Origin of the sequence: Thioalkalivibrio sp. ALM2T, assembly GCF_000381505.1 — a bacterium.
GTDB lineage: Bacteria > Pseudomonadota > Gammaproteobacteria > Ectothiorhodospirales > Ectothiorhodospiraceae > Thioalkalivibrio > Thioalkalivibrio versutus.
This window is the reverse complement of sequence record NZ_KB906558.1, coordinates 1-25,746: the sequence shown is the minus strand read 5'-3', so window position 1 is coordinate 25,746 and position 25,746 is coordinate 1. Positions and strand designations below refer to the sequence as shown.

The following is a 25,746-nucleotide window of genomic DNA, read 5'->3' as shown; positions in this document are numbered from 1 at the left end:
ATGGGAAATCGACTGTCGAAGATTGCGACGCGTACCGGCGACGAGGGCCGCACTGGCCTGGGTGATGGCTCGCGGGTGGACAAGGACAGCCACCGGGTCGAGGCCTTCGGTGATGTGGACGAGTTGAACAGTGTCGTGGGCCGGGTTCTGGTCCACGATCTGCCCGAGGAAGTGCGTCGTTCGCTGGCCCTGGTGCAGCACGAGCTGTTCGATCTCGGGGCGGAGCTGGCGGTGCCGGGCCATGAGGCACTTCCGGAGGCCTCGGTCGAGCGGCTGGATGTCGAGCTCGAGAGCTTCAACGCCGATCTTCCGGCGTTGAAGGAGTTCATCCTGCCCGGTGGTGGTCCGGCCACGGCCGACTGCCATATCGCGCGGACGGTGTGCCGCCGTGCCGAGCGACGGCTGGTGGCGCTCAACCACCACGAGGCGCTGCGGCCAAATTCCCTGGCCTACATCAACCGCCTGTCGGATCTGCTGTTCGTGCTCTGCCGCGTGCTCGCGCGTCACGAGAACGGCGCGGAAGTCCTCTGGCAGCCGGCCAATCAGCGCGGCTGAATCCGGCCCGTACCCCCAAATTCAGTCTGTTCTTAACCGGCATGTCGGGAAGCGCTGAAGGTTCAGCGTTTCCCGACCGCTTGCCTGTTGTGCAGCGGTCTGTAGTTTCTCCGGAGTCATCCGTATGTCCATCTGGAAACGCACCCTATTATTGCTTGCCGCCTGCCTGTGGGCGGGGTCGGCGTGGGCCGGTCCACAGATCACCGGCATCGTGTCGGATCGCTCGGCGGCCGAGGTTGCCGCCGGCGCCCATCGCTTTCTCGAGGCCCATCCCAACGCGGAAGTCGTTCTGCGCACACCGGAGCAGCTGGCCGACAAGGACGACGCCGCCGTTGCGGCCCTGTGGGCCGAGGCCGATGCAGTACTGGTGGCCGCCGTGTTCGGCGACCAGGCCGGGCGCCTGGAGCGCCTGTTGCGCGAGCAGCCGCCAGCCGACGGCGCGGCGGTGCTGGCGATCAATAGCGAACGCCGCCTGACCGCACTGTCGCGCCTGGATGGCGAGTTCGTGCTGGCGGGCCTGGAAGACGATGCGCGCACCGAGCTGGCGGAGAACCCCGAACCCGGAGTGGACCCGCGGGAACATCTGACGACTCAGAAGGAGCGCTTTGCGGAGCAGGTGGACTGGCTGACAGGCCGTGCCTTCTATCAGGGCCGTACCCCGGAGAGCATGGAAGGGCTGATGCGCTGGCTGGCGGCGGCCGGTGGCCATGTGATCGAGGTCCCCGAACCGGACCCGCGCGAGACGATCCGCTATTACCGGGATGGGGTCTCGAGAGCCGATCCCGGGGATCTTGGACTCGACGCTGGGCCGGCTGTCGCGCTGCTGGACCTGGATACCGGCGACCGGCCCGGTGATCGGGCGCTGCTGGATGCGAGCTGCGAGGCGCTGGAACAACGCGGCCTGCAGTGCTTTGCCGTGCTGGCGCGCTGGGGTGGCGCCAGCCGCGAGGCGGTGGAGCAGCTGGCCGAACGCGCGGCCCCGGCCGAGCTGGCCGGGATCGTGAGCCTGCAGGACTTTGTCGTCGGCGGGGGCGGCAACCGCGAGGCCGTGGCCGCGGCCTTTGGCGAGCTGGACGTGCCGGTGGTCAAGGGGATCCGTCTGGCGGACGTCAGCACGCTGCAGTGGCAGCTGTCGCATGAAGGGATCCCCTGGGACAAGGTGCATTACCACGTGGCCATGCCCGAGTTGCAGGGGATGAGCCAGCCGATGGTACTGGCCACCGCCGGCGAGCCGGCGATCGACGCGCGCACCGGGGTGCGCCTGCGGCTGTCGGAGCCAGAGGACGAACGGGTCAAGGCCCTGGCCGAGCGCATGGCGGCCTGGCAGCGCCTGCGCGCCAAGGACAACGCGGACAAGCGCGTGGCGGTGGTGTACTACAACCATCCGCCGGGGCGGCAGAACATCGGTGCGGACAAGCTCGACGTGCCCGAGTCGTTGCTGGAGATGCTGCAGCGGCTGGAGGCCGCGGGATACGACCTCGGGGATGACGTGCCCGAGGATACCGATGCGCTGATGGACATGATCCAGGATCGCGCAGTGAACCTGCCGGAGCAGGCGGATGCGCTGGATGCGATCGCCGGGCGAGTGCCTTCGCTGGATCGCGAACAGTACCAGGCCTATTTCGAACGCCTGCCCGAGTCCGTGCAGGCGGAGCTGGTGGATGGTCCGATCGGCTATCTGCAGGCCCGCCTGGAGACGGCCTGGAAGGCCGACAAGACCGAGCTGGCCCAGGCCGCGCTGGACAGCGGGGTCGGCGATCTGCGCCACATGCTGGAGAGCTACCCGCACGATGCGCAGGAGCGGGCGCTGGACCTGCTTGCACAGTACGAGGCGGCCTGGAAGGCCACGCTCTCCAGTGCGGATGAACACGCAACCACCGAGAGCCTGCGCAAGGCGCTGGTGCGTACCGGAATCCCGGGCCTCACGGGCTGGGGCGAGGCGCCCGGCGAGGCGATGACCCGCGACGGCGAGATGCTGTTCCCGGGGATCGAGTTCGGCAACGTGTTCATCGGCCCGCAGCCGCCGCGCGGCTGGGAGGTCAGCGAGCGCCTGCTGCACGCCAACACCACCTTCCCGCCGACCCACCAGTATGTCGGCTTCTACCACTGGATCCGGGATCACTTCGAGGCCGATGCGCTGGTCTATGTCGGGCGCCATTCGACCCGCGAGTTCCTGCCGCGCCGGCGCGCCGGCATGACGCCGGATGACTATCCGGAGATCCTGGGCGCCGAGCTGCCGATCATCTATCCCTACATCGTCGACGGCGTGGGCGAGGGCATCCAGGCCAAGCGCCGTGCCATGGGCGTGATGATCAGCCACCTGACCCCGCCGCTGGCGGCCACCGAGCTGTACGACAGCCTGCTCGAGCTGCGTCAGCTGGTGGAGACCTACGAGTCCGCCGCGCAACCCGACGCAGCCACCCGTTCGCGCGCGGCGCAGACGTTGCGTGAACGCATCGACGATCTGGGTCTGACCGAGACCATCGAGCGTGAACTGGCGCGCGGCCATCACCATGACCACGGGCACCACCACGACGCGCACGGAGATCATCACGACCATCACGAAGGCGATGACCACCACGAGGTGTCCGAGTCAGCCCATAACGACGCGCGCCATGAGGAGGAGCACGGCGAGCATCACCGGGACGACCACCATGGGGAACATGGTCACGACGAACACGAACATGCTCACAAGCACGACCATGAGGACGAGCACGGTGACGAGCATGGCGAGGAACACGGCGACAGTCGCCTCGCCGAGATGGACGAGGAGCTGCTGGTCCACGAGATCGGTCACTACCTGACCGACATGCAGGAGGACCAGATGCCGCTGGGCCTGCATGTGTTCGGTCGTGACTGGAGCGACGAGGCAGTGGACACCATGCTCGCGTCGATGGCCGGCGATGACGAGATCGGCGACGACTGGGACGCGAAGCTGCGCGGCTCACCGGCCAGCGAGCGCGAGCACCTGCTGGCGGCGCTGGAAGGACGCTTTGTCCCGCCCGGCCAGGGCAACGACCCGATCCGGACCCCGGAAGTCCTGCCGACCGGGCGCAACTTCCATGCCCTGGCCGCGGACCTGGTGCCGACCCGGGTGGCTTGGGCCATTGGCCAGGAACTGGCGGCCGACGCTCGCGAACACGGCGACCCGGAGGCGGATGGCAGCGAGGCCATTATCCTCTGGGCCTCGGACACGGTGCGCGACGAGGGCGTGATGGTCGCCTTCGGGCTCGACATGCTGGGCGTGCGTCCGGCCTGGAACAGCCGCGGCATCGTCGAGGGCCTGGAGCGCATGGATCTCGACGAGATCGAACGCGATCGCCGTCGCGACGCCCTGTTCACCACCTCGGGCCTGTTCCGCGACCTCTACGAGGATCAGCTGGTCTGGTTGGACCGGGCGGCGCGCCTGGCGCTGGATGGCGCCTCGGAGACCATCCTCGAACAGCACCCCGAGCTGGAAGATGCCCTGCAAGCGGCCCTGGCCCCGCTCGGCGAGGATCTGCGTGATCCGGGCGAGGAGCCGCTTGCGCGCAATGACGTGGCGGCGCAGTGGGTGGAGGACACCCTGGCTCTGCGCGCAGCCGGGCTCGACGGCGCGACTGCCGGCGAACAGGCCGCCCTGCGGGTGTTCGGTACTGCGCCGGGTGCCTACGGGGCCGGGGTGAACCGGCTGGCCGACCGCTCCGGTGCCTGGGAGGACCGCGCCGAGCTGGGGGCGGCCTACCTGCGCCGCATGGGCCACGCCTACGGGGTCGAGCAGTCGGGCGAGTCGGCCCATCAGGCCTTCGAGGCCCGTTTGGGGCGCGTCGGACGCACCTACCTGGGGCGTGCTTCGCATCTCTACGGCCTGCTGGACAACGATGACGGCTTCGATTTCCAGGGCGGTCTGTCCACCGCCGTGGAGTCGATCCGCGGCGCGGTGCCGGACAACCGCGTGCTGCAGCACGCCGACCCGGACGACCCGCGGGTGGAGACCCTGGGTCGTGCGCTGATGCGCGAGCTGCAGGGGCAGAACCTGAACCCGCAGTGGATCGAGCCGCTGATGGACCACGGCTATGCCGGGGCGCGGACCATGGCCCGCGATTTCGTCGACAACCTCTGGGGTTGGCAGGTGACCAACCCCGAGATCGTCCGCTCCTGGGTCTGGGACGAGGTGCATGACGTGTACCTGCAGGATCGCCACGACCTCGGCCTGGACAAATTCCTGGCCGACGGCCACAACGTGCACGTGAAGACGCACCTGCAGGCCGTGCACCTGGTGGCCGCGAGCCACGGCTTCTGGGAGGCCGACCCGGAGGTGCTGCAGGCGCTGTCGGAGCGCTTTGCCGAGCTGGTGGCCGAGCATGGCCTGCCGGGTAGTGGGCACACCCGGCCTGATCACCCGATGCTCGACGAGGTTGCCGCGCGGCTGGACGACCCGGAACTGCGCGAGGCCTTCGAGGCGGTGCGCGCGGCGGCCCAGATCGAACGGGCCGAGCCGGAGTCGGACCCGAGCCGGGTGACCGAGATCCAGCCGCTGGAAGACCTGACCGCCCGGGAGATGCAGGAAGCCCCGGAACCGGCCGAGGGCGGTGAGGAGAGCGGCGACGAGGCGGCCGGTATGCCCTGGGTCCCGTGGCTGGTCGCCGGGGTGCTCATCCTGCTGCTGCTCGGTGGCATCGCCGCCGGCCGCCGCCGATAACGACCGTCGTGGATATTTGACCTGTAGGAGCCTGCTTGCAGGCGAACCGCCCCTGCCCCGGTTGGGCTCTGGCGGGTGCTTCGCCTGCGAGCAGGCTCCTACAGGGCTAGGGCATGACTGAACGAAGGATAACGAGGTAATCCGAATGTCTTTCTCGATCACGATGAATCTGATGGACACGGTGGTCAGCTGGTTGCTGCAGCCCGTGATCGTCGGGCTGCTGGTCCTGGTCGCCGTGGCGGTCTGGGAGCTGGGCCTGGCCCTGGGCGAACGCTCGGGTGGAGTGCGCCGGCTGGAGCTGCGCGGCGATGCCGAACGCCTGGCCTGGCTGGCGCGGCGGCGGATCGACCGCGCCGACCTGCTGGCGCGGATCGGCCCGATGCTGGGGCTGATGGGCACGCTGATCCCGCTGGGCCCGGGCCTGGCCGCCATGGGCCGAGGAGAACTGGAAATCCTCGCCCAGGCCGTTACGGTGGCCTTCAATACCACGGTGCTGGGGTTGCTGGTCGGGATCCTCGGCTTCCTGCTCGGACGGCTGCGGCGACGCTGGTACGACGCCGCGATGGAGCGCATGGAGGCGGGGACATGAGGGTGCCGCACTACCGCGCCTCGCGCTTCGACGCGCCCGACGAGGAGCCGATGGGCCCGCTGGCCAACTTGGCCGACATTATGCTGGTGTTCGCGGTCGGCCTGATGGTGGTGATGGCCGCTTCGGGCAGCGGGCTGGAACCGGCCAGCGGCGGTGCCGAGATCGAGCCGGGGCGTGAAATCCCCGACCCACCCGAGGGCGCCGGCGAGGCCGGCTCCGGGTACGAATCCATGGGGCAGGTGTACCGCGACCCGGAGACCGGTCGCATGATCCTGATCGGCGAATGAGCACGTTTCCGTGTCGTGTTCGCCTGCCGGCAATCAACAAGTAGGGGTTCCGATGATTACTCAGGTCTGCCGACGTACTCGCGTCTCCGGGCGCAGATGGCCATGCTCCCCCAGGACCGGATTTCTGGTCCTTGTCCTGACCGCGGCGTTGGCCTTCCCGGTAACAGCGACGGCGGAGGACTGTCCGCGGATTGTTAGCCAGTCGCCATACATTACGCACTCGCTGGAGTATCTGGGGCTGGCATCCTGCATCGTAGGGGCGAGCCGCTACGACGATCTCGAGGTGGCGGATACCGGCGGCATCCTGGACCCGGACGCGGAGGCGATTGCTCGCCTCGAGCCCGAGCTGGCGTTCACCTCGAGCTGGGTCGAGCCCGAGGACTGGGCCGATACCGTGCCGGCGCGGACCCGGGCCATCGTGCTGGGTGGCTTCGAAGGGATGGATGCCGTGCGGGAAAATCTCGAACGCATTGCGGATGCTGCGGGCCTGGACGACGGTGCGGCGCGCGCCGCTGCATTCGAGGATGCGTGGCAGGACGCGGCCGATGCCGTGGGGGCCTCCGGCGAGCGCGCGGTCCTGATGTCCTCGTGCAGCGCGCAGGCCTACGTGTACGGCCCGCAGACTTGGCTGCACGATGCCTTCACCCGGGCGGGATTCGAGGTGGTCGCGACCCAGACCGGCGTACATCACCTGCGGCTGTCGGAGGAGACCGACGAACTGGCCGATCTGATTAATGCGCATGACCCCGACGTGGTGTTCACCTTTTACGGGGCAGATACACGCAGCTGTCGTGCGGTGGTGGCATCGGGGCCGGTGCGGGTGGTGAACCTGCCACCCGGGTATTTCTCGCACCCGGCACCGGTGATCCTGGAGGGGCTGGCCGAACTGCATACGCGGCGCGCCGAGTGGGCGGTAGAACCGTAGCCGGTCCGGCGAGACCCGTGCGCATTTTCTCTATTACGAACTGCAGGAGTGTAGCGACATGACCAACGATACCGATGCGGCCAGGGCCGAACGCCACGCGCAGCGCATGGCGCGCAAGAAGGAAGTGATCGATCGCCGGATCGCCGAGGCGCAGGAAGAGCGCGGCGTATTCCTGGTGCTGACCGGCAACGGCAAGGGCAAGAGTTCCTCCGGCTTCGGCATGGTGGCCCGCGCGCTGGGCCACGGTATGCAGGTGGGCATCGTGCAGTTCATCAAGGGCCAGTTCGCCACCGGCGAGGAGGCCTTCTTCCGCGGTCAGGACAACGTGCAGTACCACGTGATGGGCGAGGGCTACACCTGGGAGACCCAGGACCGCGACAAGGATGTCGCTGCCGCGCAGGAGGCCTGGGCCCATGCCCGTGACATGCTCACCGATCCAGCCGTGAACATGGTGCTGCTGGACGAGCTGCACATCGCCCTGAAGTACCAGTATCTGGACGTGGACGAGGTCCTGCAGGTGCTGGCCGCGCGCCCGGAGATGCAGCACGTGATCACCACCGGCCGCGCCGCGCCGCAGGCCCTGGTCGACGCCGCGGATACCGTTAGCGACATCCAGATGGTGAAGCATGCCTTCAAGGCCGGCATCAAGGCGCAAAAGGGGGTCGAGCTGTGAGCGTAAGCTGCCCCGCGGCGTTCGTCGCGGCCCCGGCATCCGGCCAGGGCAAGACGACGGTCACCGCAGCGATGGCCCGTTATCACCGCAACCGGGGGTTGCGCGTGCGGGTGTTCAAGACCGGACCGGACTTCCTCGATCCGATGATCCTGGAACAGGCCTCCGGGCATACGGTGGACCCGCTGCACCTGTGGATGGTGGGCGAGGAGGCCTGTCGCCAGATGCTCTTCGAGGCCGCGCAGGAGGCCGATCTGATCCTGGTCGAGGGCTCCATGGGCCTGTTCGACGGCGATCCCTCGGGGGCGGACCTGGCGGTCAAGTTTGGCCTGCCGGTCCTGGCGCTGGTGGATGCCAGCGGCATGGCCCACACCTTCGGCGCCATCGTGCACGGGTTGTCCACCTGGCGCCCGGAGATGCCGTTTGTCGGGGTGATCGCCAACCGCACCGGCAGCCCCGGGCACGGGCGCATGCTGCGCGATGCCATGCCGGAGGGGGTGCATTTCTTCGGTGCCATCCAGCGGAACGAGGCCCTCAGCGTGCCGGACCGCCATCTGGGGCTGGTGCAGGCCGGGGAAGTCGAGGATCTGGACGCGCGCCTGGAGGCGGCCGCGGCGGCGATCGCCGAGGCCGGCGTAACCGAGCTGCCGGCGCCGGTGACCTTCACCGCCGCGGCCGGCGCCGACGAGACCCCCGCCCCGGCGGCGCAGCTGGACGGGCTGCGCATCGGCATCGCGCGCGACGCCGCGTTCGCCTTTACCTATCCCGGCAATCTGGCATTCCTGCAGGAACAGGGGGCGCAGCTGGAGTTCTTCTCCCCGGTGGCCGGCGACGGCCTGCCGGCGGTGGACGCGGTCTGGCTGCCGGGCGGCTATCCCGAGCTGCACCTGGATGCGCTGGCGGCCAATACCCGCCTGCAGGCGGACCTGGCCGCGCATCACGCCGCCGGGCGGCCGATCCTGGCCGAGTGCGGTGGCTTCCTCTATCTGCTGGAGCAACTGGCGGATCGCGACGGCCACGGCGCGGCGATGGCCGGCCTGATCCCCGGCCACGCGCAGCTGGAGGACAAGCTGCAGGGCCTCGGCCTGCAGGCGGCGCCGCTGCCGGAGGGCGAGCTGCGTGGGCACACCTTCCACCACACCCGCGCCGAGGTCGGGCTGGAACCGATCGCTCACTGCACCCGGGCGCGCGGGACCGGTTCCACCGGCGAGGCGGTGTACCGCGATGGCCGCCTGACCGCGACCTACCTGCACGCCTGGTTCCCCTCCAACCCGGAGGCGGCGGCGGCCCTGTTCGCGTCATGAGCCGGGCGTTTCCGCACGACATCCCGGCCGCCGCCGGTCGCGTGGATCTGGTGGGCGCCGGTCCGGGCGATCCCGGCCTGCTGACGCTGGATGCGGCCGCGGCGCTGCGCGATGCCGAGGTGCTGCTGCATGACCGTCTGATCCCCGAGGCCATCCTCGACATGGCCAACCCCGGCGCCGAACGTTGCTACGTGGGCAAGGCCCGCTCCAACCACAGCCTGCGCCAGGAGGACCTGAACGCGCTGATGGTCGCGCGCGCCCGCGAGGGCCGCTACGTGGTGCGACTGAAGGGCGGGGACCCGTACGTCTTCGGCCGCGGCGGCGAAGAGGCGGCGGCGCTGGCGGCGGCCGGCATCCCGGTGCGGGTGATCCCGGGGATCACGGCGGCGGGCGGCTGCGCGGCCTTTGCCGGCATCCCGCTGACCCATCGCGATCATGCCCACCGCTGCCAGTTCGTGACTGCACACCGGCGCAATGGCAGTACCGGGCTGGACTGGGATGCGCTGGCCGCCCCGCGGCAGACGGTGGTGATCTACATGGGGCTGAACCCGCTGCGGGAGATTTGCGCCGGCCTGATCGAGGCCGGGGCGCCGGCCGAGCGCCCGGCCGCGATCGTGGAACACGGCACCTGGCCGGGGCAGCGGGTGGTTACCGGGACCCTCGGCGACCTGCCGCGGCGCACCGCAGATCTGACGCTGCAGTCGCCCAGCCTGCTGATCGTCGGCGACGTGGTGAGCGAACGCCGGAACATCGCCGCCTTCCTGAACCAGGAAGCGGTGGACACCCCGGAGCATTCGGCCGAAGTGGCCAATGGTTGAACCGGCCGCCCAACCCGGGGCGATGCGCGCCGAGAGCCGCGACGGCTCCGGACCGTTGCGCACCGGCCTGACCACCGGCACCAGCGCTACGGCCGCCGCCCTGGGCGCGGCGCGCCTGGCGCTGGCCGGCGAGCGGAGTGCGGCGGCCGAGGTGGTGCTGCCGCGCGGCCAGGTGGTCAGCCTCGCGCTGGCGGCGCTGGAACTGGTACCCGGTGGCGCCGAGGCCGCGGTGATCAAGGATGCCGGGGATGACCCGGACGCGACCCACGGGGCATGGATCCGGACCCGGGTCGAGCCGCAGGAGACCGCGGGCATCACCTTCGTCGCCGGGCCCGGGGTGGGCACGGTGACCCGCACCGGGCTGATGCTGCCGCCGGGCGAACCGGCAATCAACCCGGTGCCGCGGCAGATGATCAGCGACCATCTGGAGCGTCTGGCCCGCGAGCTCGGGCACCCGGGCGGCTTCCGCGTGACCGTCAGCGTGGACGGGGGCGAGCATATTGCCCGGCGCACCATGAACCCGCGTCTGGGCATCCTCGGCGGGATCTCCATCCTCGGGACCACCGGGATCGTGCGGCCCTTCTCCTGCAGCGCCTATATCGCCTCCATCCACCAGGCGGTCGACGTCGCCCGCGCCAACGGCCTGACGCAGGTGGCCTGCTGCACCGGCGGGACCAGCGAGCGCGTCGCGCGCGAGCGCTACGGGCTGGACGAGATGGGGCTGGTGGAGATGGGTGACTTCTTCGGCGCCGTTCTCAAGTACCTCCGGCGCCAGCCGCTGCCCCGGGTCAGTCTGGTGGCGGGCTTCGGCAAGCTGAGCAAGTTCGCCGCCGGGCACCCGGACACCCACAGCCGCAGCAGCGCCATCGATCTCGATTTCATCGCCGCCAGCGCCGAGGCGGTGGGGGCGGATGCCGCGCTGGCGCGGCACATCCGCGGCTGCAACACCAGCATCGAAGCCCTGGCCGCCTGCGAGGAGGCCGGCGTGGCGCTGGGGGATCGTATCGCGGCCCTGGCGCTGGAACAGGCGCGGGGCTACCGCCTGTCCGATAGTGTGCTGGACGTGGTCGCGGTGGATCGCCAGGGCCGGGTGGTGGGCACGGCCGGCGACGAGGGTCGGGCATGACGGTCCCGGCCATCGCCATCGACGACCTCGCCAAGACCTACGCCGGCGGCCGGGTGGGCCTGGACGGGGTGAGCCTGCGGGTGGACGAGGGGGCGTTCTTCGGCCTGCTGGGGCCCAATGGCGCCGGCAAGACCACCCTGATCGGCCTGCTGACCTCGCTGCTGCGGCTGGAACGCGGCCGGGTGCAGGTCTTCGGCCATGACCTCGCGCGCGAGCCGGTGGCCGCCAAGCGCCTGGTCGGTTTGGTGCCGCAGGAGGTCAATTTCAACAGTTTCGAGCCGGTCGGCGAGATCATCGAGACCCAGGGCGCCTACTACGGGCTGTCCCCGCGCGAGGCGCGCCGGCGCACCGGCGAACTGTGCGAGCGCCTGGGCCTGGCCGATCGCCGCCGGCAGACCGCCTGGGGGCTGTCCGGCGGCTTCAAGCGGCGCCTGCTGATCGCCCGGGCGCTGGTACACCGGCCGCGCCTGCTGGTGCTGGACGAGCCCACCGCCGGGGTGGACCTGGAGGCGCGCCACGACCTCTGGGCCCTGCTGCAGGAGCTGAACGCGGATGGCGTGACCATCCTGCTGACCACGCATTACCTGGAGGAGGCCGAGCGGTTGTGCCGTCAGCTCGCCATCATCGACGGGGGGCGGTTCATCGCCGAGGGCAGCACGGCCGAGCTGCTGCGCGGGCTGCGTTTCCAGACCCTGGTGGTCGAGCTGGCCGAGCCGGTGGCACAGCCGGAAGCCCTGGATGGCGCGCTGAGCCGGGGCACGCTGCGTTCGGTGGATGCGCACACCCTGGAGGTGGATGTCCCGCGCGGCGCGGAGCTGAACCCGGTGTTTGCCGAGCTGACCGCCGCCGGGGTGCGCATTGCCGGCCTGCGCGAGAAGGGCAATCGCCTGGAATCGCGTTTCCTCGAGCTCTTGCGCGAGCGCGGCAGCGGGGAGGGGGCGGCATGAAGGGTCCGGAGAACGCCGTGCTGTACTGGTATGCCTGGCGCGGGCTGGTGGTGAAGCAGATGCGCCGCTTCCTGCGCGGTTGGCTGCAGAACCTGCTGCCGTCGCTGGTCACCGCGGTGCTGTTCCTCGCGGTGCTGGGGCATCTGGTGGGGCGCGAGATCGGGACCATGGGCGGGGTGGCCTATGCCGACTTCATCCTGCCCGGGCTGATCATGCTGGCGGTGGTGACCAACGCCTACTCCAACACCACGCTGGCGATGTTCGGCGCGCGCCTGCAGCGCCACATCGAGGAGATCCTGGTGGCGCCGATGCCGCCGTGGCTGATCGTGGCCGGGTTCGCCACCGGCGGGATGCTGCGCGGCCTGCTGGCCGGCGCCCTGGTGCTGGCGATCGCGCTGCCGTTCAGCGATCTGCAGCTGCACCACGCCGGGGCCGTGCTGGGCATCGCGCTGCTGACCGCGGTGCTGTTCTCGCTGGCGGGGCTGATCAACGGCCTGTTCGCGCGCAGTTTCGACCACACCTCGGTGATCAGCACCTTCGTGCTGACGCCGCTGATCTATCTCGGCGGGCTGTTCTATCCGATCGAGCGCCTGGCCGATCCCTGGCAGGGCGTGGCGCAGCTGAACCCGCTGTATTACGTGATCGAGGGCTTCCGCCACGGCCTGCTGGGCCACAGTGCGGTGGACTGGACCACCACCTTCGCGGTGCTGGCCGGGGCCTCGCTGGCGGTCGCGGTCCTCGCCTGGTGGTTGGTGGCGCGCGGCACGAGGATCCGCGCGTGAGCGCCGCGGGCACCCCCGAGCCGTGGCGGGTGCGCGGCGCCTGCCCCGGCGTGGCCGCGCCCATGGCCACCGGCGATGGCTACCTGCTGCGGGTGCGCCACCCGATCGGCGGCCTGAGCGCGGCCGCGGCGCGGGTGCTGGCGGCCACCGCGCGGCGCCTGGGCAATGGCGAACTGGAACTGACCCTGCGCGGCAACCTGCAGCTGCGCGGCGTGGCGGCGGCGGATCTGGACGCCGCGCGCGCGGCCCTGGCCCCCACCGGGCTGGTGGATGCGCAGGCGGAACGCGAGGCCCGGCGCAACGTGCTGGCGGCGCCGGCCCCGGATCTCGATCCGGCGGCGGTGGACGTGCTGCCGCTGGCAAGCGCGGTGACCGCCGCGATCCTCGACGAGCCCGCGTTGCAGGACCTGCCGGCCAAGGTGGGCGTGGTGGTCGACGGCGGCGGGGATGCCTCGCTGCGCGGGGTGCCGGCGGACCTGCGCCTGGATCCGGTGTGCGCCAGCGGGGGCACCCGCTTCCGCCTCGCGGCCGGGGGCACCGCGGCGGCGGCGACCCCGCTGGGCGAGGTGCCGGCGGAGCGCGCCCCGGCAGCCGTGGTGCGCACGTTGCGCGCGTTCCTGGAGCAGCGCGCCGCGCTGGATCCGCCGCCGGGGCGGCTGCGCGATGCCCTGGGCATGCCCGGGGCCCAGGCGCTGCGCCTGCCGGGTGCGGACGCGGAGGCAACGGGCGCGGTGGTGGATGCCGGCTCGCCGGTGCGTGCCGGGGACTGCCTTGGTGCGCCGGCCGGCGGCGTCTGGGTGGGCGCGGCCTTTGCGTTCGGCGTGATCGACGCCGCACGGCTGGAGGCCCTGGCCACCTGGCTGGAGGGCTTTGGCGGGGGCCTGCGCGTGACCCCCTGGCGGGCGCTGCTGCTCACCGGCGTGCCCCCGGAGGCCGCCGCGGAACTGCAGCGCCGGCTGGCGCAAATGGGGGCCGTGACCGACCCCGCGGACCGGCGCCTGGGCGCGGATGCCTGCGCGGGACAGCCGGGCTGTGCGGCGGCGTGGATCCCGGCGCGCACCGAGGCCGCCGCGCTGGTGGAATGCATGCCGGCCCTGGTCGCGAGCGGGATGCGGCTGCATGTCTCCGCCTGCGAGAAACGCTGCGCGGTGCCGGAGCAGGGGGTTGTCGACGTGACCGCGCGCGCGGATGGCCATGCCCTCGCGCTGCGCCTGCCGGACGGGCAGGCCCGCGAGTGGACGGGGCTGACCCCGGCGCAGGTGCGCGCCCGGGTCGCGGCGCTGGAGCGGGCGTTCGTGCGTCAACGAAATTCTGGAGAGGAGTTGCAAGCCATGCTGGAACGGATCGGGCCGGCGGCCTGGATCGAGGCCGCGCAAGCGGCGAACCACGAGGAGGAAGAGCGTGACGGAAACTGAGGCCTGGAGCTACGAGCGCAGCGGGGCCGCGATCTATGCGGAATCCTTCGCGATCATCCGCGCGGAGGCGGATCTGGAGCGCTTTCCGCCTGACCTGGTGGCGGCGGTGGAGCGCATGATCCACAGCTGCGGCATGCCCGATCTGGCGCAGGACATCCGGTACTCCGCCGGGGTCGGGGCCGCGATCCGCGCGGCGCTGGAGGCGGGCGCCCCGGTGCTGTGCGACAGCGAGATGGTGGCCCACGGCATCACCCGCGCACGCCTGCCGGCGGACAACCCGGTGCGCTGCACCCTGCGCGACCCGCGCGTGCCGGAACTGGCGCAGGAGCTGGGCAATACCCGCAGTGCGGCGGCGATGGAGCTGTGGCGTCCGGAGCTTGCGGGCGCGGTGGTCGCGATCGGCAATGCGCCCACCGCGCTGTTCCGCCTGCTGGAGATGCTGCGCGACGGCGCGCCGCGCCCGGCCGCGGTGATCGGCATCCCGGTGGGGTTTGTTGGTGCGGTGGAGAGCAAGCAGGCGCTGGAGGACAACCCGTTCGGACTGGAATACCTGACCGTGGCCGGGCGCCGCGGCGGCAGCGCGATCACCGCCGGGGCGGTCAACGGCCTCGGGAGGGAGCCGGCATGAGTGCGCCCGGAACCCACGAGCCCGGAACGATCGAACCCGGAACCATCGAACCCGGGGTGCTCTGCGGCGTGGGCACCGGTCCGGGGGATCCCGAACTGATGACCTTCCGCGCCGCGCGGCGCATCGGCGAGGCGCCGGTGGTGGCGTATTTCTGCAAGCGCGGGACCACGGGACAGGCGCGACGCATCGCCGACGCGCATATTCGGCCCGGGCAGATCGAGGAGGCGCTGGTGTATCCGGTGACCAACGAGATCGCCCACGAGGAGGACAGCTACCGCGAGCGGATCGAGGCGTTCTTCGACGAAGCGGCCGCGCGCCTGGCGACGCATCTGGAGGCCGGGCGTTCGGTCTGCGTGCTCAACGAGGGTGATCCGTACTTCTACGGCTCGTTCATGCACGTGCACCTGCGCCTGCGCGAGCGCTTTCGCAGCGAGGTGGTGCCGGGGGTGATCTCGCCGCTCGCCGCGGCCGCGCAACTGCCGACCCCGCTGGTGATGCGCGACGACACCCTGAGTATCGTGCCGGGGACATTGCCGGAGGCGGAGCTGGAGGCCGCGCTCAGGCCCGCGCAGGCGGCGGTGATCATGAAGCTGGGCAAGCAGCTGCCGAAGATCCGCCGCGTGCTGGATCGCCTGGGGCTGAGTGCGCGCGCCTGGTACATCGAACGCGCGAGCTTCGACGAGGAACGGGTGCGGCCGCTGGCCGAGGCGCCCGAGGTGGCGCCGTATTTCTCCCTGCTGGTGATCCACGGCGAGGGGGTGCGGCGATGAGCGGGCGACTGACCGTGGTCGGGGTCGGCCCGGCCGGGCCGGAATGGATCACCCCGGAGGTGACCGCGATCCTCGAGCGCGCCAGCGACCTGGTGGGCTACGGGCCGTATCTGGAGCGGGTGGCCGGGGCGCAGCACCGCGTGCATGCCTCGGACAACCGCGAGGAACTGGCGCGCGCGGCGCATGCCCTGGACATGGCCGCCGAGGGGCGCGACGTGGCGGTGATCTCCGGTGGCGACCCCGGCGTGTTCGCGATGGCGGCCGCGATCTTCGAGGCCCTGGACGGCGCCGAGCCGGGGCGCTGGGACGCGGTCGAGGTGGAGGTGGCCCCGGGGCTGTCGGCGATGCAGGCGGCCGCCGCGCAGCTGGGGGCGCCGCTGGGCAACGACTTCTGCGCGATCTCGCTGTCGGACAACCTCAAGCCGTGGCCGCTGATCGAGCGCCGGGTGCGGCTGGCGGCCGAGGCCGATTTCGCCATGGCCTTCTACAACCCGATCTCGCGTGCGCGGCCCTGGCAGCTGGGCGCGGCGCTGGACATCGTGCGCGAGGTCCAGGGACCGGACACCCTGGTGGTGCTGGCCACCGCGGTGGGCCGCGGCGAACGCGAAGAGGTGCAGGTGTCCAGCCTCGGCGCGGTGGACCCGGCCGCGGCCAACATGAGCACGCTGGTGATCGTCGGCGCCGCGTCCACCCGGGTGGTGGAACGCCCGTCGGGCCGGCGGCACGTGTACACCCCGCGCTATGTCGAGGCGCCGGACGCGCCGTGAGTGAGCGGCAGGTCCTGCAGCCAGTCGAGGACCGCCTGCGGGGTGTGCAAGCGGGGCACGCCGGGGGCATCCGGCGGGCGCTCCACCATCACCACCGGGATGCCGCGTTCGCGGGCCGCCTGCAGCTTGGCGGCGGTGGCCGCGCCGCCGCTGTCCTTGGTCACCAGCACGTCGATGGCGTGTTCGTCCAGCAGGCGGCGTTCGTCGGCCACGGTGAACGGGCCGCGGGTGTGGAGCCAGGTGACCCGGGGCAGGGCCGGCGGCGGCTCGGGCGGGTCGATGGTGCGGATCACGTAGTCCAGCGCGGGCGCGGCCTCGAACGCCTCCAGATGCTGGCGGCCGGTGGTCAGCAGCACGCGCCGGCCGAGCGGCGGCAGGGCGCGCGCGGCGGCCTCCAGATCGGGCACGCGCACCCAGTGGTCCCCGGGCCCCGCCTCCCACGCGGGCCGGGTCAGGCGGGCCAGGGGCACGCCGGCCTGGCGCGTGGCGGCGGCCGCGTTGGCCGAGATCTGCCGCGCGAACGGGTGGGTGGCGTCCACCAGGGCGTCGATCGCGTGTTCGCGCAGGTACGCGGCCAGGCCGTCGGCGCCGCCGAACCCGCCGCTGCGCCGTGGCAGCCGCGAGGGCGCCGGCTTGCGCGTGCGCCCGGCCAGCGAGACGGTGGCCTGCCACCGCGGGTGGCCGTCCAGCAGCGGTTCCAGTGCCGCGGCCTCGGTGGTGCCGCCCAGCACCAGCACCCGCCGCGGGCGCGGTTCGTGCGTGGAAGGGGATGAACGGGAGGTCATGAGGATGACAAGTGTAGCGAGGCCGAGCGCACGGACGCCATGGCTGAACATCGTCGGCGTGGGTGCGGACGGGCTGTCGGGGCTGGCGCCGGAGGCCCACGAGGCGGTGGCGCGGGCGACCACGGTGATCGGGGGTGCGCGGCATCTGGAGATGCTGCCGGAGCAGCCGGAGCAGGAGCGCCTGGTGTGGCCGTCGCCGCTGGAGACCGCGCTGGACTGGATCGAGGCGCGCGCCGGGCGGCCGCTGTGCGTGCTCGCCAGCGGCGACCCCTTCTGGTTCGGGGTGGGCGCGACCCTGATGCGGCGGTTTCCGGTGGAGGCCACGCGGGTGTTCCCGGCACCGTCGGCGTTCAGCCTGGCCGCCGCGCATATGGGCTGGCCGCTGCAGCAGACCCGGTGCCTGTCGGTGCACGGGCGGCCGATGGAGGCGCTGAGGCCCTGGCTGCACGACGGCGCACGCCTGCTGATCCTGAGTCGCGACGGCGAGACCCCCGGGGAGCTGGCGCGCTGGCTGTGCGAGCTGGGCTTCGGCGCCTCGACCCTGACCGTGCTGGAGCAGCTGGGCGCGGCGGCCGAGGGCGAGGTGAGCGCCACCGCGCAGGATTGGCCCGAGGTCGCGGTGGATCCCCTGAATACCATCGCCCTGGAATGCCGCGCGGCGCCGAGCGCCGCGGTGATCGCGGCCAGCGCCGGACGCCCGGAGGCGCAGTTCGAGCAGGACGGCCAGATCACCAAGCGCGAGGTGCGCGCGGTGACCCTGGCCCTGCTGGCCCCCGGTCGCGGCGAGCGGCTGTGGGATATCGGCGCCGGTTCCGGCTCCATCGGCATCGAGTGGACGCTGGCGGATGCGGACAACCGCGCCGTGGCCATCGAACCGCGTGCGGAGCGTCTGGAACGGATCGGGCGCAATGCCAGCGCGCTGGGGGTGCCGGCCCTGCAATGTGTTCACGGGCGCGCGCCGGAGGCCCTGGACGGCCTGGCGCCGCCCGACGCGATCTTCATCGGCGGGGGCCTGACCACGCCGGGGCTGGTGGAACACTGCGTGGAGAGCCTGCGCCCGGGCGGCCGTCTGGTGGCCAACAGCGTGACCGTCGAGGGCGATGCGGTGCTGGCGGCGGCGCAGGAGCGCCACGGCGGCGAACTGACCCGCATCAACGTGAGCCGCGCGGAACCGCTGGGCGGGATGACGGGCTGGAAGCCGCTGCGGCCGGTGACGCTGTGGTCGCTGCGCGTCACCTGAATACGGCCGGGGTTCGGCTGGTGCCCGGTGTCGGCTTCGCCTCGGCTTGTGCCGCCGAGGAGCTGGAGGGCCTGATCCGCGAGACGCTGGCCGCGGCCCGCGCCGTGCTGCCGGCGCAGCGCGTCGCGGGGATCGAGGCCCGGCAGCTGGCGGCGCCGGCGCACAAGCGCGACAGCCACATGCTGGCGACAGTGGCACGAGGGCTGGAGCTGGCGCTGGTGTTCCCGTCGGCGGCGGCGCTGACGGATTGCGACGGCGCATTGCGCACGGAGTCGGCGCGCGCGCGGGCCGTCGCCGGGGTCGGCTCGGCGGCCGAGGCGGCGGCGCTGGCGGCGGCCGGCAAGGGCGCGCGGCTGCTGCTGCCGCGCCGTCTGTCGCCGCGGGCCAGCTGTGCCGTGGCCGTGGTGGAAACGTTTGGTGAATTCGAGGAGCAGTGATGACGGTTCATTTTGTCGGAGCGGGCCCCGGTGCGGCGGATCTGCTGACCCTGCGCGGGCGCGATCGCATCGCCGCCTGCCCGGTGTGCCTGTACGCCGGTTCGCTGGTGCCGGAGGCGGTGCTGGAACATGCCCCGGAGGGGGCGCGGGTGGTCAACACCGCGCCGCTGACGCTGGACGCGATCATGGAGGAGATCGAACGCGCCCACGCGGCGGGTCAGGATGTGGCGCGCCTGCACTCCGGCGACCTGTCGGTGTACAGCGCGCTGGGCGAGCAGATTCGCCGTCTGGAGGCGGCGGGGATCGACTACAGCATCACGCCCGGCGTGCCGGCGTTCTCCGCCGCGGCCGCGACCCTGGGGCGCGAGCTGACCGTGCCGGAGGTGGCGCAATCGGTGGTGCTGACGCGCACGCCGGGGCGGGCGTCGTCGATGCCGGAACGCGAGCAATTGACGAGCTTCGCGGCGACCGGGGCCACCCTGGCGATCCACCTGTCGCTGCACAACCTGCAGGCAGTGGTGGACGACCTGCGGCCGCACTATGGCTGCGACTGCCCGGTGGCGATCGTGTTTCGCGCCAGCTGGCCGGACGAGACCGTGGTGCGCGGTTCGCTGGGCAACATCGTGGAACGGGCGGAGACACTGACGACGCGGCGTTCGGCGCTGATCCTGGTGGGGCCGGCGCTGGACCCGGACGATTTCCGTGACAGCGCCCTGTACGACCCGGCGCACGTGCGCCGCTATCGCGGCATGGATTGCGACTGAGGGGCAGGGTGTTCGCCTGCAAGCAGGCTCCTACGGTTTCTTGCCACGTAGGAGCCTGCTTGCAGGCGAAGGGGCCGCCACGCGGCGGCCCCGTAGTGGTCGCGGGAATCAGCGGCGTCGGAAGTTGTCGTGGCAGGCCAGGCAATGGTGGCGTACGCCGTTCAGCGCCTCGGTAGCGCGGAGCTGGAACGCCGGGTCCTCCAGGTCTTCAGCCGCATCCACCTTCCTTTGTAGCTCGGTCGCCGCCTCGCGGTAAGACACCTTGTATTCGGCGAACTCCGGGTCCCCCCAGGCTGCGGGCAGAGCGCCGGGTTCGCCGTCCCGCGCCGGGGTCTCGCGCGCGAACCAGGTGCCGATGTCGTCGGCCCGCCGCGCCAGTTCGTCGGCCAGCTCGGGCAGGCGCTCGGCGAACGGTGCGTCATAACGCAGGATCTGCTCGATGCTGCGGTAGGTGGCCGAGGTGCCCTGCATGCTTTGCTGGCGGAAGCGCTGGAAGGCCTCGGTGGCGTCCACCGTGGCCGGGTCGTCCAGGGTCTCGCTGTAGTCGTCGCCCCAGGGCCCGGGCACCGGGACCGTGACCTCGCCGTCGCTGGCGGAGCCAGTTCCGGCGAACAGGATCAGGGCAAGGCCGGTCACCCACAGGGCCGGTGTAAAGGTGGTTCGAGTCATGTCGGATCTCCTTTCCGGTGTCAGAAGCGGAACTGGTGCTGGAGGTGCAGTTCCCAGGCCGAGGTGTCGGCATCGCGGTCCAGCCACATCAATTGGGTCTTCTGTCGCTGGCCGCGGTGATACCAGTTAAGGCCGGCGCCCCACTCGCGCTGCCAGCGCTCGTCGGTGCCGAGGTCGTCGCCGGCGTCGTGGCGCAGCACAGCGTGGCGTGCGGCGACCTCGATCCCCTCCCAGGGCAGTGCCTGGGCCAGCTCGAGTTCGGCGCCCAGGTCGTGGTAGGAGGGTCCGTGATCGGGCGATACGTCGCGGCGGAAGGCGGCAAATGAGATCGCGGTGCGGGCAAACTTGACGACGCTGTCGGCCGTTGCGGTGACCCAGTCGGCGCGCTGCTGGTCCACCCGGTCTTCCCGCCCGCGAGTCCAGTCGCGCAGGTGGTTGCGATTCGCCGCCTGCAGGCCGGCGCCCAGGGCCAGCGTGCGCTCCACGGGCTTGCCGACCGTGGTGTTGTCGCGCGGGACCGCACCCACGGGTGCCCAGGCCCCGCGGGCGCTGAACAGGTGGCCGGAGGTGGATGGGCGGTCGTCCCGCTGGTCCAGGCGGCCGCGGCCATCGAACACGCCGACGGCCCATGCCCGGTCCTCGCCATTACCCCCCAGAAGCGTGACACCGGTATCCCGTCCGGCCGGAACCTCGAACTGGTTCCCTGCGATGCTCAGTTCGGTGAACAGGCGGTTGGGTCCCCCAATGTCCCGCGGCAGGCCGAAGGGTACGGTGAACTGGCCGGCGCGCAGGTTGAGGGACTCGGTCAGCGAGTATTGGAGCCAGATATCGCGCATTGAGAGCTCGCCGCTACTGAAGTCGGGCTGCAGGCGGAAGCTCAGATCGGGATGGAAGAGAGTGCCCGTGGTATCCAGCCAGGCGCGGCGAAAGTCGAATTCGCTGGTGGCGTCCTCCTCGCCACGCTCGATGGCGTAGCGGCCCTGGATGAGCGGGTCCAGTGTGACGGCGAGCCCGTCGGCTTCACTGCCGAGTTCGAACTGTGCCTGGAGGGGGGAAGCCCCGCCACTGGCGATCAACAGGCCGAGAAGGGTCGGGGCCGGAGCCAGGAGTGGCAATCGGCCGGGTCGTCGAGTCGGTTTGTTCAAGGTTTGTCTCCCTGGGACGCACACCCCGTGCGTCGTGGATGGAACGACGCAGGGTCAGCCAGGGGAGGTCGGGGAGTAGACACAGAAGCCCGACCCGCCCGCTTGCCCACCGCAGCGTCGGGTTCCCTCCTGGCCGGTCTCCGGACTCGTGAAGCGGGCGGGGTGCCCGGGCGGATCGCCTTCCCACGCCGGGTCGCGGCGCAGTGGTTCTCGATCCGTTGTCTTCACCTACCGTTGCGGGGGCAGTGCCGGCATTGCGAAAGGGTGTTCGCGCACCGGCTTCCCGATTATCCCCGGCGATGGAACGCCAGGGCACCTGGAGGCGGGGCGCAGGTTACTGGGGGCCAACGAGGCTGGCAAGAGGCGCGCTTCATGAACGACGAACCGGGTTGATTGATCTGGATCAACGGTGGGGGCGATTTCGCTGGTCGATCGAATCCCGGGTCGATAGGGTGGGATTCAGGTGGTTTGGACCGAGTCTATATCGGTCTTCGCCGATGCTGATCCAATCTCAGGGAGACCCGCCATGATCCGACGTTCCTATCTGCGCAGCGCCATCCTTTCGGCCTGCACCGCCCTGGCACTGGGCGTGGCCGCACCCGCCGTCGCGGATACCGATTACTCCCAGTACCGGGATGTGTTCGAGCCGCTGCCGGCGTTGCCGCCGATCCCTGCCGATAACTCCATGACCAAGGAGAAGATCGAGTTGGGCAAGATGCTGTTCTTCGAGCCGCGCATCTCCAGCTCCGGTGTGATCTCCTGCGCGACCTGCCACAACCCGGCGCTGGGCTGGGCGGACCGGATTCCGCGCGCGGTGGGCCATGACGGCCAGGTGGGCGAACGCAACACCCCGACCGTGCTGAACTCCGGGTTCTTCACCGCGCAGTTCTGGGATGGCCGTGAGGACGACCTGGAAGGCCAGGCGCTGGGCCCGATCCAGGATGCGATCGAGATGGCGATGCCTCTGGAAGAGGCGATCGAACGGCTGGAAGAATTCAACGAGTATCAGGAGAAGTTCGAGGCCGCCTATCCGGATTATGATGGCGACAACGTGATCAACAGCGATCACGTGGCCAAGGCCCTGGCGACCTTCCAGCGCACCCTGAACACGCCGAATTCGCCGCTGGATCGTTGGCTGGTGGGTGACGAGGGCGCAATGTCCGAGCAGCAGATGCGCGGAATGAAACTCTTCGCCGATAACGGCTGTGTGGCTTGTCACCGTGGCCCAGCGCTGACCGACAGCAACTTCCATCGCATCCAGGTGCCGGGCTCCGAGGACGAGGGCCGCTACCTGGTCACCGGCGAGGAGAGCGACCGCTTCGCGTTCAAGACCCCGACCCTGCGCAATGTGGCGCTGACCTATCCCTACATGAACAACGGCGAGACCGCTACGCTGGACGAGGCGATCCGCATCATGGGGCAGGAGATGCTGGGCATGGAGTTCAGCGACGATGAAGTTGCGGACCTGGAGGCCTTCATGCATGCGCTGACCGGTGACATGCCGCAGTTCGAGATCCCGTCACTGCCGTAAGCGACCGGTCGCCACTGGCGATGCCAAGCCCCCTCCGGGTCCGGAGGGGGCTTTTTTGTGTCGCCTATTCGACGGTGATGGTGATCTTGTCGGAGGTCACTGGCGGGTCGAAGCTGAGGTGGCGGTAGTCCATGAAGAGCAATTGCAGGGTGTGAGTACCCGGCTCCAGTTCGATCTCGCCTTCGGTCTGACCGCCTCCGAAGTGGCGCTTGTGGTCGGAGAAGGGGAGCGAGGCATCCAGGTCGACCTCGTCCAGCGGCTGGTTCACCAACAGGTGGTGATGCCCGGTGTTGTCGGCCTCGACGCCGGCCGGGGCCACGCCCATGCCGCGCAGGCCCATCTGGATCCGCACGGGACTCTCGATGGTGTCGCCATCCTGCGGGCTGATGAAGTACACCTTGGCTCCTTCGGGCGCCGGAACGCGGTCCGTGCTGGCCGCACTGCTTGCGGCTAGGGCGAATCCTCCAGTGACCAGAGCGATGGTCGCGAGGCGGGTGAGCGAAACGGATTTCATCACGACTCCTTCGGGCGATAGGGGCCCGTGTGTTGGCCTGTCTCGAGTATAGCCGGTGGAAACCGCGCTACCGGGTTATCGCCCTGTAGGGTTCTGCTACCCTAGGCGCCTTTGCTCACTACCCGTAATCGAGTGTCCCGCGCATGAGTTTCCGTACCCGTTTTGCCCCCAGTCCCACCGGTTATCTGCACATTGGTGGTGCCCGTACCGCATTGTTCTCCTGGTTGTACACCCGTCATCACGGCGGCGACTTCGTGCTCCGCATCGAGGACACCGATCTGGAGCGCAGCACTGCGGAGTCGGTGAACGCGATCCTGGAGGGCATGAACTGGCTCGGTCTGACCTACGACCACGGCCCCTTCTACCAGACCGAGCGCTTCGACCGGTACCGGGAGGTGATCGACCAGCTGATGGCCGCCGGCCACGCCTATCGCTGTTACTGCTCGAAGGATGAGCTGGACGCCATGCGCGAGGAGCAGAAGGCGCGCAAGGAGAAGCCGCGCTACGACGGTCGCTGCCGCGCCCGTACCGAGCCGCGCGAGGGCGTGGAGCCGGTCATTCGCTTTCGCACGCCGGACGAGGGCGTGACGGTCGTTGACGACATGGTGCGCGGCAAGGTCGCGTTCCAGAATCACGAGCTGGATGATCTCATCATCGCCCGCTCGGATGGCTCGCCGACCTACAACCTGACGGTGGTGGTGGACGACATGGACATGGGCATCACCCACGTGGTGCGCGGGGATGACCACCTGAACAACACGCCGCGCCAGATCAACATCCTCAAGGCGCTGGGCGTGGAGCCGCCGCGCTATGGCCACCTGCCGATGATCATGGGGCCCGACGGCGCCAAGCTGTCCAAACGCCACGGCGCGGTGTCGGTCATGCAGTACCGTGACGAGGGCTACCTGCCGGAGGCCCTGCTCAACTATCTGGTGCGCCTGGGCTGGGCGCATGGCGACCAGGAGATCTTCGGACTGGACGAACTGGTTCGCCTGTTCGATATCAAGGACGTGAACCAGTCCGCCTCCGCCATCAACCCGGACAAGCTCCTGTGGCTGAACCAGCACTACATCAAGACGCTGGACCCGGACCACGTCGCGCTGGAACTGGGCTGGCACCTGGGACAGCTGGGGATCGATCCCTCCGAAGGGCCGGAACTGCGCGACGTGGTCATCGCACAGCGCGAGCGGGCGCGTACCCTGCGCGAGATGGCCGAAAACAGTGTGTATTTCTATCGTGAGTTCGAGGACTACGACGAGAAGGCGGCGCGCAAGCAGCTGACCGCCGAGGCGCAGCCCGTGCTGCAAACCCTGCACGATGGCTTCAGCGCTCTCGGGGCGTGGGAGAAGGAGGCGCTGCACGAGGTGGTGGTGCACACCGGCGAGCGCCTGGAGCTCAAGCTCGGCAAGGTGGCGCAGCCCCTGCGCGTGGCCCTGACCGGCGGTACGGTGTCCCCGCCCATCGATGACACGTTGGTGCTCATTGGTCGCGAGCGCGTTCTGGCCCGTATCGACCGTGCGTTGCAGAAAATTTCCGCCGCAGCGGGTTGACACATTTGGGGGTGCTGGCTACAGTACGCGCTCGCCTGACACGGGGCCATAGCTCAGCTGGGAGAGCGCCTGCATGGCATGCAGGAGGTCGGCGGTTCGATCCCGCCTGGCTCCACCACTCAGGGGTACTGCGAGTTCATTAATGCATCGTTTTGGAGTCATATCGCTCTACGTTGGATTGGTGCTGGCAGTGATCGGATTGATCGGCGGATTCGGGCTGATGCTCACCGGGGAACAGACCTGGTCGAAGCCCCTCATCGCGCTGGTACCGGTCGGGTTTTTGCTGGTGTTCAACGGTCTGGTGACGACGCTTCTGCATCGCGCACCAGGTAGCGAGGAAGACCGGCCCAAGGGCCCACCCGAGTAAGACGAAAGTAAGAAGAAGACGTTGCCTCTACGTCCCCATCGTCTAGAGGCCTAGGACACCGCCCTTTCACGGCGGCGACCGGGGTTCGAATCCCCGTGGGGACGCCATATCCCGAAAAGGCCCGAACCGCAAGGTTCGGGCCTTTTTTTGGTTCATCGAAGGATACCGGGGAGGTGTTCGACCGCTGAAGGGCATCGTAGTCTCACGTGGAGCCAGGAAGGACACGGGAGAGAGCGATGCTGGACAAGAAGACGTTGCAGAAGCTGGGCGGCTGGGAAGGCTATCGGCTGGAGCGTGCAGTTTGGCCGGAGGAGGCCGGCGGCACGCTGGAGCTGCACCTGAAGCCGACGCGGCAGTGGATGCACTGCGAACGCTGCGGTCATCGGACCCGGCAGGTGCACGAGACGACGCTGCGGCGGGTGCGGGATCTTCCTCTGTTTGAGTACCGGGTGGTACTGGTGGTGCCGCGTCGCCGCGTGT

General features: G+C 70.2%; 26 protein-coding genes, 2 tRNA genes and 1 riboswitch. Of the genes, 24 read left to right on the top strand and 4 right to left on the bottom strand.

Annotated features, from left to right (window positions below; translation table 11 throughout):
- The 15 genes from F816_RS0104785 to cobJ all read left to right on the top strand — a co-directional run bounded on the left by F816_RS0104785 (position 1) and on the right by cobJ (position 16,264).
- Complete coding sequence (locus F816_RS0104785; protein WP_019593753.1) at positions 1-555, top strand: cob(I)yrinic acid a,c-diamide adenosyltransferase; 555 nt, start codon at positions 1-3, stop codon at positions 553-555.
- A 124-nt stretch (positions 556-679) separates the two neighbouring features.
- Positions 680-5,236 (top strand): cobaltochelatase subunit CobN, encoded by a 4,557-nt coding sequence (locus tag F816_RS0104780; protein WP_019593752.1) that lies wholly within the window; start codon positions 680-682, stop codon positions 5,234-5,236.
- A 145-nt stretch (positions 5,237-5,381) separates the two neighbouring features.
- Positions 5,382-5,825 carry a MotA/TolQ/ExbB proton channel family protein gene (locus tag F816_RS0104775; RefSeq protein WP_019593751.1) on the top strand — a complete coding sequence of 148 codons (444 nt, stop codon included), beginning with the start codon at positions 5,382-5,384 and terminating at the stop codon, positions 5,823-5,825.
- Entirely contained in the window at positions 5,822-6,112 is a 291-nt protein-coding gene (locus F816_RS0104770; protein ID WP_018146020.1) for a DUF2149 domain-containing protein, read from the top strand. Before F816_RS0104775 ends, F816_RS0104770 begins: the two co-directional genes overlap by 4 nt.
- 52 nt (positions 6,113-6,164) lie before the next feature.
- On the top strand, positions 6,165-7,037 hold the full coding sequence (locus tag F816_RS0104765; RefSeq protein WP_026333132.1) for a hypothetical protein: 873 nt from the start codon (positions 6,165-6,167) through the stop codon (positions 7,035-7,037).
- Between the two features lie 58 nt (positions 7,038-7,095).
- On the top strand, positions 7,096-7,710 hold the full coding sequence (gene cobO / locus F816_RS0104760) for a cob(I)yrinic acid a,c-diamide adenosyltransferase (RefSeq protein ID WP_019593749.1): 615 nt from the start codon (positions 7,096-7,098) through the stop codon (positions 7,708-7,710).
- Complete coding sequence (locus F816_RS0104755) at positions 7,707-9,011, top strand: cobyrinate a,c-diamide synthase (protein WP_019593748.1); 1,305 nt, start codon at positions 7,707-7,709, stop codon at positions 9,009-9,011. Before cobO ends, F816_RS0104755 begins: the two co-directional genes overlap by 4 nt.
- The gene (gene cobA, locus F816_RS0104750) at positions 9,008-9,829 is read left to right on the top strand and encodes a uroporphyrinogen-III C-methyltransferase (protein ID WP_019593747.1); all 822 of its coding nucleotides are present in this window, start codon (positions 9,008-9,010) and stop codon (positions 9,827-9,829) included. The genes F816_RS0104755 and cobA overlap by 4 nt, the downstream gene beginning before the upstream one ends.
- Positions 9,830-9,851: 22 nt before the next feature.
- On the top strand, positions 9,852-10,955 hold the full coding sequence (locus F816_RS0104745; RefSeq protein WP_026333131.1) for a cobalt-precorrin-5B (C(1))-methyltransferase: 1,104 nt from the start codon (positions 9,852-9,854) through the stop codon (positions 10,953-10,955).
- Positions 10,952-11,902, top strand: coding sequence for an ABC transporter ATP-binding protein (locus tag F816_RS0104740; RefSeq protein ID WP_019593745.1), 951 nt, complete (start codon positions 10,952-10,954; stop codon positions 11,900-11,902). The genes F816_RS0104745 and F816_RS0104740 overlap by 4 nt, the downstream gene beginning before the upstream one ends.
- A complete protein-coding gene (locus F816_RS0104735) occupies positions 11,899-12,684 on the top strand; it encodes an ABC transporter permease (RefSeq protein ID WP_019593744.1) in 786 nt (261 codons plus the stop codon). Before F816_RS0104740 ends, F816_RS0104735 begins: the two co-directional genes overlap by 4 nt.
- Entirely contained in the window at positions 12,681-14,099 is a 1,419-nt protein-coding gene (cobG, locus tag F816_RS0104730; protein WP_019593743.1) for a precorrin-3B synthase, read from the top strand. The genes F816_RS0104735 and cobG overlap by 4 nt, the downstream gene beginning before the upstream one ends.
- Entirely contained in the window at positions 14,086-14,727 is a 642-nt protein-coding gene (locus F816_RS0104725; RefSeq protein WP_019593742.1) for a precorrin-8X methylmutase, read from the top strand. Before cobG ends, F816_RS0104725 begins: the two co-directional genes overlap by 14 nt.
- Positions 14,724-15,497 (top strand): precorrin-2 C(20)-methyltransferase, encoded by a 774-nt coding sequence (locus F816_RS0104720; RefSeq protein WP_019593741.1) that lies wholly within the window; start codon positions 14,724-14,726, stop codon positions 15,495-15,497. Before F816_RS0104725 ends, F816_RS0104720 begins: the two co-directional genes overlap by 4 nt.
- Positions 15,494-16,264, top strand: coding sequence for a precorrin-3B C(17)-methyltransferase (gene cobJ / locus F816_RS0104715; protein ID WP_019593740.1), 771 nt, complete (start codon positions 15,494-15,496; stop codon positions 16,262-16,264). Before F816_RS0104720 ends, cobJ begins: the two co-directional genes overlap by 4 nt.
- Here the strand turns inward: cobJ and F816_RS0104710 are convergent.
- Entirely contained in the window at positions 16,237-17,049 is an 813-nt protein-coding gene (locus tag F816_RS0104710; RefSeq protein ID WP_026333127.1) for a cobalt-precorrin-6A reductase, read from the bottom strand. The genes cobJ and F816_RS0104710 overlap by 28 nt on opposite strands.
- Before the next feature lie 4 nt (positions 17,050-17,053).
- Here F816_RS0104710 and F816_RS0104705 point away from each other — a divergent pair, with 4 nt between their 5' ends.
- The 3 genes from F816_RS0104705 to cobM are packed head-to-tail and all read left to right on the top strand — an operon-like array spanning position 17,054 to position 19,490.
- Entirely contained in the window at positions 17,054-18,289 is a 1,236-nt protein-coding gene (locus F816_RS0104705; protein WP_026333126.1) for a bifunctional cobalt-precorrin-7 (C(5))-methyltransferase/cobalt-precorrin-6B (C(15))-methyltransferase, read from the top strand.
- Positions 18,268-18,726: a cobalamin biosynthesis protein gene (locus tag F816_RS0104700; RefSeq protein ID WP_019593737.1), complete on the top strand. Its 459-nt coding sequence runs from the start codon at positions 18,268-18,270 to the stop codon at positions 18,724-18,726. The genes F816_RS0104705 and F816_RS0104700 overlap by 22 nt, the downstream gene beginning before the upstream one ends.
- Complete coding sequence (cobM, locus tag F816_RS0104695; RefSeq protein WP_019593736.1) at positions 18,726-19,490, top strand: precorrin-4 C(11)-methyltransferase; 765 nt, start codon at positions 18,726-18,728, stop codon at positions 19,488-19,490. Before F816_RS0104700 ends, cobM begins: the two co-directional genes overlap by 1 nt.
- A 108-nt stretch (positions 19,491-19,598) precedes the next feature.
- Here the strand turns inward: cobM and F816_RS0104690 are convergent, their stop codons facing one another.
- Positions 19,599-20,159 (bottom strand): cytochrome c, encoded by a 561-nt coding sequence (locus tag F816_RS0104690; RefSeq protein WP_019593735.1) that lies wholly within the window; start codon positions 20,157-20,159, stop codon positions 19,599-19,601.
- Between the two features lie 20 nt (positions 20,160-20,179).
- Positions 20,180-21,304, bottom strand: a complete 1,125-nt coding sequence (locus tag F816_RS0104685; RefSeq protein ID WP_038085375.1) for a porin — start codon at positions 21,302-21,304, stop codon at positions 20,180-20,182.
- A 113-nt stretch (positions 21,305-21,417) separates the two neighbouring features.
- Positions 21,418-21,631: riboswitch (cobalamin riboswitch) on the bottom strand.
- 199 nt (positions 21,632-21,830) lie between these two features.
- Between F816_RS0104685 and F816_RS0104680 the strand changes: the two genes are divergently transcribed.
- Positions 21,831-22,835 (top strand): cytochrome-c peroxidase, encoded by a 1,005-nt coding sequence (locus F816_RS0104680; RefSeq protein WP_019593733.1) that lies wholly within the window; start codon positions 21,831-21,833, stop codon positions 22,833-22,835.
- A gap of 64 nt (positions 22,836-22,899) precedes the next feature.
- On the opposite strand, the gene F816_RS0104675 is transcribed toward F816_RS0104680, so the two are convergent.
- Positions 22,900-23,349, bottom strand: coding sequence for a DUF4399 domain-containing protein (locus tag F816_RS0104675; RefSeq protein WP_019593732.1), 450 nt, complete (start codon positions 23,347-23,349; stop codon positions 22,900-22,902).
- A gap of 143 nt (positions 23,350-23,492) precedes the next feature.
- On the opposite strand from F816_RS0104675, the gene gltX reads away from it, so the two are divergent.
- The 5 genes from gltX to F816_RS0104650 all read left to right on the top strand — a co-directional run.
- Positions 23,493-24,899, top strand: a complete 1,407-nt coding sequence (gene gltX, locus F816_RS0104670) for a glutamate--tRNA ligase (RefSeq protein WP_019593731.1) — start codon at positions 23,493-23,495, stop codon at positions 24,897-24,899.
- Between the two features lie 42 nt (positions 24,900-24,941).
- Positions 24,942-25,017: transfer RNA gene (locus tag F816_RS0104665), tRNA-Ala, on the top strand.
- Positions 25,018-25,041: 24 nt separating this feature from the next.
- Entirely contained in the window at positions 25,042-25,266 is a 225-nt protein-coding gene (locus tag F816_RS0104660; protein WP_019568239.1) for a hypothetical protein, read from the top strand.
- Positions 25,267-25,297: 31 nt separating this feature from the next.
- A tRNA-Glu gene (locus tag F816_RS0104655) sits at positions 25,298-25,373 on the top strand.
- Positions 25,374-25,502: 129 nt separating this feature from the next.
- Positions 25,503-25,746: transposase family protein (locus tag F816_RS0104650; protein ID WP_019593730.1), on the top strand; the 244-nt coding region annotated here is incomplete at its 3' end.

Coding starts and splice junctions, on each gene's coding strand:
- F816_RS0104765 (WP_026333132.1), top strand. CDS start 6,165: ATGATTACTCAGGTCTGCCGACGTACTCGCGTCTCCGGGCGCAGATGG.
- F816_RS0104785 (WP_019593753.1), top strand. CDS start 1: ATGGGAAATCGACTGTCGAAGATTGCGACGCGTACCGGCGACGAGGGC.
- F816_RS0104745 (WP_026333131.1), top strand. CDS start 9,852: ATGCGCGCCGAGAGCCGCGACGGCTCCGGACCGTTGCGCACCGGCCTG.
- F816_RS0104720 (WP_019593741.1), top strand. CDS start 14,724: ATGAGTGCGCCCGGAACCCACGAGCCCGGAACGATCGAACCCGGAACC.
- F816_RS0104710 (WP_026333127.1), bottom strand. CDS start 17,049: ATGACCTCCCGTTCATCCCCTTCCACGCACGAACCGCGCCCGCGGCGG.
- F816_RS0104705 (WP_026333126.1), top strand. CDS start 17,054: ATGACAAGTGTAGCGAGGCCGAGCGCACGGACGCCATGGCTGAACATC.
- F816_RS0104780 (WP_019593752.1), top strand. CDS start 680: ATGTCCATCTGGAAACGCACCCTATTATTGCTTGCCGCCTGCCTGTGG.
- F816_RS0104735 (WP_019593744.1), top strand. CDS start 11,899: ATGAAGGGTCCGGAGAACGCCGTGCTGTACTGGTATGCCTGGCGCGGG.
- F816_RS0104775 (WP_019593751.1), top strand. CDS start 5,382: ATGTCTTTCTCGATCACGATGAATCTGATGGACACGGTGGTCAGCTGG.
- cobM (WP_019593736.1), top strand. CDS start 18,726: ATGACGGTTCATTTTGTCGGAGCGGGCCCCGGTGCGGCGGATCTGCTG.
- cobJ (WP_019593740.1), top strand. CDS start 15,494: ATGAGCGGGCGACTGACCGTGGTCGGGGTCGGCCCGGCCGGGCCGGAA.
- F816_RS0104770 (WP_018146020.1), top strand. CDS start 5,822: ATGAGGGTGCCGCACTACCGCGCCTCGCGCTTCGACGCGCCCGACGAG.
- F816_RS0104740 (WP_019593745.1), top strand. CDS start 10,952: ATGACGGTCCCGGCCATCGCCATCGACGACCTCGCCAAGACCTACGCC.
- F816_RS0104680 (WP_019593733.1), top strand. CDS start 21,831: ATGATCCGACGTTCCTATCTGCGCAGCGCCATCCTTTCGGCCTGCACC.
- F816_RS0104690 (WP_019593735.1), bottom strand. CDS start 20,159: ATGACTCGAACCACCTTTACACCGGCCCTGTGGGTGACCGGCCTTGCC.
- F816_RS0104675 (WP_019593732.1), bottom strand. CDS start 23,349: ATGAAATCCGTTTCGCTCACCCGCCTCGCGACCATCGCTCTGGTCACT.
- gltX (WP_019593731.1), top strand. CDS start 23,493: ATGAGTTTCCGTACCCGTTTTGCCCCCAGTCCCACCGGTTATCTGCAC.
- cobA (WP_019593747.1), top strand. CDS start 9,008: ATGAGCCGGGCGTTTCCGCACGACATCCCGGCCGCCGCCGGTCGCGTG.
- F816_RS0104660 (WP_019568239.1), top strand. CDS start 25,042: ATGCATCGTTTTGGAGTCATATCGCTCTACGTTGGATTGGTGCTGGCA.
- cobO (WP_019593749.1), top strand. CDS start 7,096: ATGACCAACGATACCGATGCGGCCAGGGCCGAACGCCACGCGCAGCGC.